The sequence below is a fragment of the Inquilinus sp. genome (assembly GCF_057815775.1).
The window spans coordinates 1-2,236 of sequence record NZ_JBYRFX010000115.1; the positions used below are offsets into that span (position 1 = coordinate 1).

At 68.0% G+C, this 2,236-nt stretch carries 2 protein-coding genes; both read right to left on the reverse strand.

Annotated features, from left to right (window positions below; translation table 11 throughout):
* Positions 1-107: 107 nt before the first annotated feature.
* Complete coding sequence (locus AC3XYG_RS04160) at positions 108-596, reverse strand: hypothetical protein (RefSeq protein ID WP_489138549.1); 489 nt, start codon at positions 594-596, stop codon at positions 108-110.
* Positions 597-616: 20 nt separating this feature from the next.
* Entirely contained in the window at positions 617-2,053 is a 1,437-nt protein-coding gene (locus tag AC3XYG_RS04165) for an OpgD/OpgG family glucan biosynthesis protein (protein ID WP_489138550.1), read from the reverse strand.
* Between the last annotated feature and the right edge of the window lie 183 nt (positions 2,054-2,236).

Sequence of the window (2,236 nt, forward strand, 5' to 3'; positions counted from 1 at the left end):
GGTGGACAAAGCCGTCGCCCCGAAGACGGCAAGGCGGCGCCAACGGGCCGCGGAGGCGTAGGACGCCGCTTCGAGTCCGCTCATAGGTGGAATCGGATGCCTTTCCGTCAGGCCGGACGCCGCTCAGCCGCCTCGGGCGACCAGCGGCCGAAGATGCGCTTCAGCGGCTCGCCGGCCCAGACCGGGTCCAGCGGCTGGTCGACCATCGGGGTCGGCTGGGCGCGCGGCACCGGCACCGGCGACACCCGGCGCAGCGCCTGCTCCATCGCCTGGGGCAGCGGGTCCTCGGACAGGAAGTGCTCGGGCCAGCGGCGGGCGGCGTCGGTCAGCAGATAGGCGGCCCGGCCGATGGTCAGGATCGCGTCGTCGTTGCGCTCGCTGCGGTTCAGCACCACGGCGAACCAGTCGGCCGTCCTGCGGCGGGCATGGTCCAGGAGCGCCGGCGCCGCCATCGTGGCCGGATCGACGTCGCAGAACGCCGTCTCGATCGCGCCGGACAGCGCGGCCGGGTCGGTGAAACCCAGGGCCTGGAAGAAGGCGAGGACGTTGTCTGGCATGTTGATGTTGACCGGGGTGCGGAGCCCGACCAGGGACATGGGATGATTCCGCTGAGACGTCAAGGCCATTGGAAACTCCATGTTTCGGTCAGGGCGTTGTCGCCCTGACGGAGGTAACAGCGAAGCTCGGCGGGATCGTCGCCGGCAGGCTTGAGGTCGAAGAACGCCCGCCAGCCGCCGATTTCCGGGTTCCGCTGTGCAACAGGGAACTGGATCTCGCCTGCTGATGCCGTGACCACGGCCTCCAGTGAAGCGTCCTCGGGGAGAGAGTCAAGGGCGCCGCCCTTGAAATCGATCACGAACTTGCGGGTATCGGTTGCTTTGGCATCGCCGCCGGACACGCCGCCGGCCCCGGTGCGGGTCGACACCACGGCGCCGCGATCCGTCGACACCGGCGGGTTCATGCCCCAGTGCAGGCGGTAGGACAGCTTCCATTCCTGGCCGCCTTCAACCGGCTGCTTCGGCACCCAGAAGGCGACGATGTTGTCGTGGATCTCGCGGTCGGTCGGGATCTCGACCAGCTGCACCACGCCGGCGCCCCAGCCGCTCAGCGGCTCGACCCACAGGCTCGGCCGGCGCTCATACATCGCCTCGAGATCCTGGTAACTGCTGTAGGAGCGCTGGCGCTGCATCAGGCCGAAGCCGCGCGGGTTCTCATCCATGAACGAACTGATCAGCAGCCGCGCCGGGTTGCGCAGCGGCCGCCAGATCCATTCGCCGGCGCCGCTCCACATCGACAGCCCGTCGCTGTCGTGCACCTCCGGCCGGAAATCGTCGAAGGAGCGGTGATCCTGCGGCCCGAACAGGAACATGCTGGTCAGGGGCGCGATGCCGAACTTGTCGATGGTGTGGCGGGGGTAGAGCGTCGCCTCGATATCGACCGTGGTGGTCTCGCCCGGCTTGATCAGGAAGCTGAAGGCGCCGCTGACGCCCGGGCTGTCCAGCAGGGCATAGACCCGGATCTGGGTCGCGTCCGGCGCCGGAGTCTCGACCCAGAACTGGCGGAAGACCGGGAATTCCTCGCCGCGGGTCGAGCCGGTGTCGATCGCCAGGCCGCGCGCCGACAGGCCGTAGATGTTCTTGCGGCCCAGGCAGCGGAAATAGCTGGCGGCCAGGAACACCGCGATCTCGTCCAGGAACTCCGGCCGGTTGATCGCGTAGTGCAGGCGGAAGCCGGCGAAGCCGAGATGGTCCGACGGGTTGTCCGGGAACTTGTTGCCGCCCAGGTCGAACAGATCCTGGCGGTACAGGATCTCGCGTGCCTGGTAGCCATCGACCTGGAAGATGTGGACCGGCTTGTCGAACAGGGCGCCGAGGTGGAAGAACTGCATCTGGAACGGCAGCTTCTCCGGCCGCCACAGCGCCTGCTCCGGCAGGAAGCGGATCGACCGCTGCTGGTCGTAGGTCAGCTGGGTGATCTCGGCCGGCAGGCTCTCATCCGGCGGCACGAACGGGGCCTGCGACACGGTCTTCGCCCGGTCGACCAGCCAGGTCATGCTGAAGGGGGTGGTCTCGCCCAGGCTGGGCGCAGCGTTGGCGGGCCTCACTGCGCCAAAGAAGGACGCAGCCGCAAGCGCGGTCGTCCCCATCAAGATCTGGCGTCTGGTCAGCCCCACGTCACCACCACCGAATGTCTTCCGCCGATTTCCTTGGCGCCCGATTCTTTGGCGCCTGACTTT

Coding starts and splice junctions, on each gene's coding strand:
- AC3XYG_RS04160 (WP_489138549.1), bottom strand. CDS start 596: ATGTCCCTGGTCGGGCTCCGCACCCCGGTCAACATCAACATGCCAGAC.
- AC3XYG_RS04165 (WP_489138550.1), bottom strand. CDS start 2,053: ATGACCTGGCTGGTCGACCGGGCGAAGACCGTGTCGCAGGCCCCGTTC.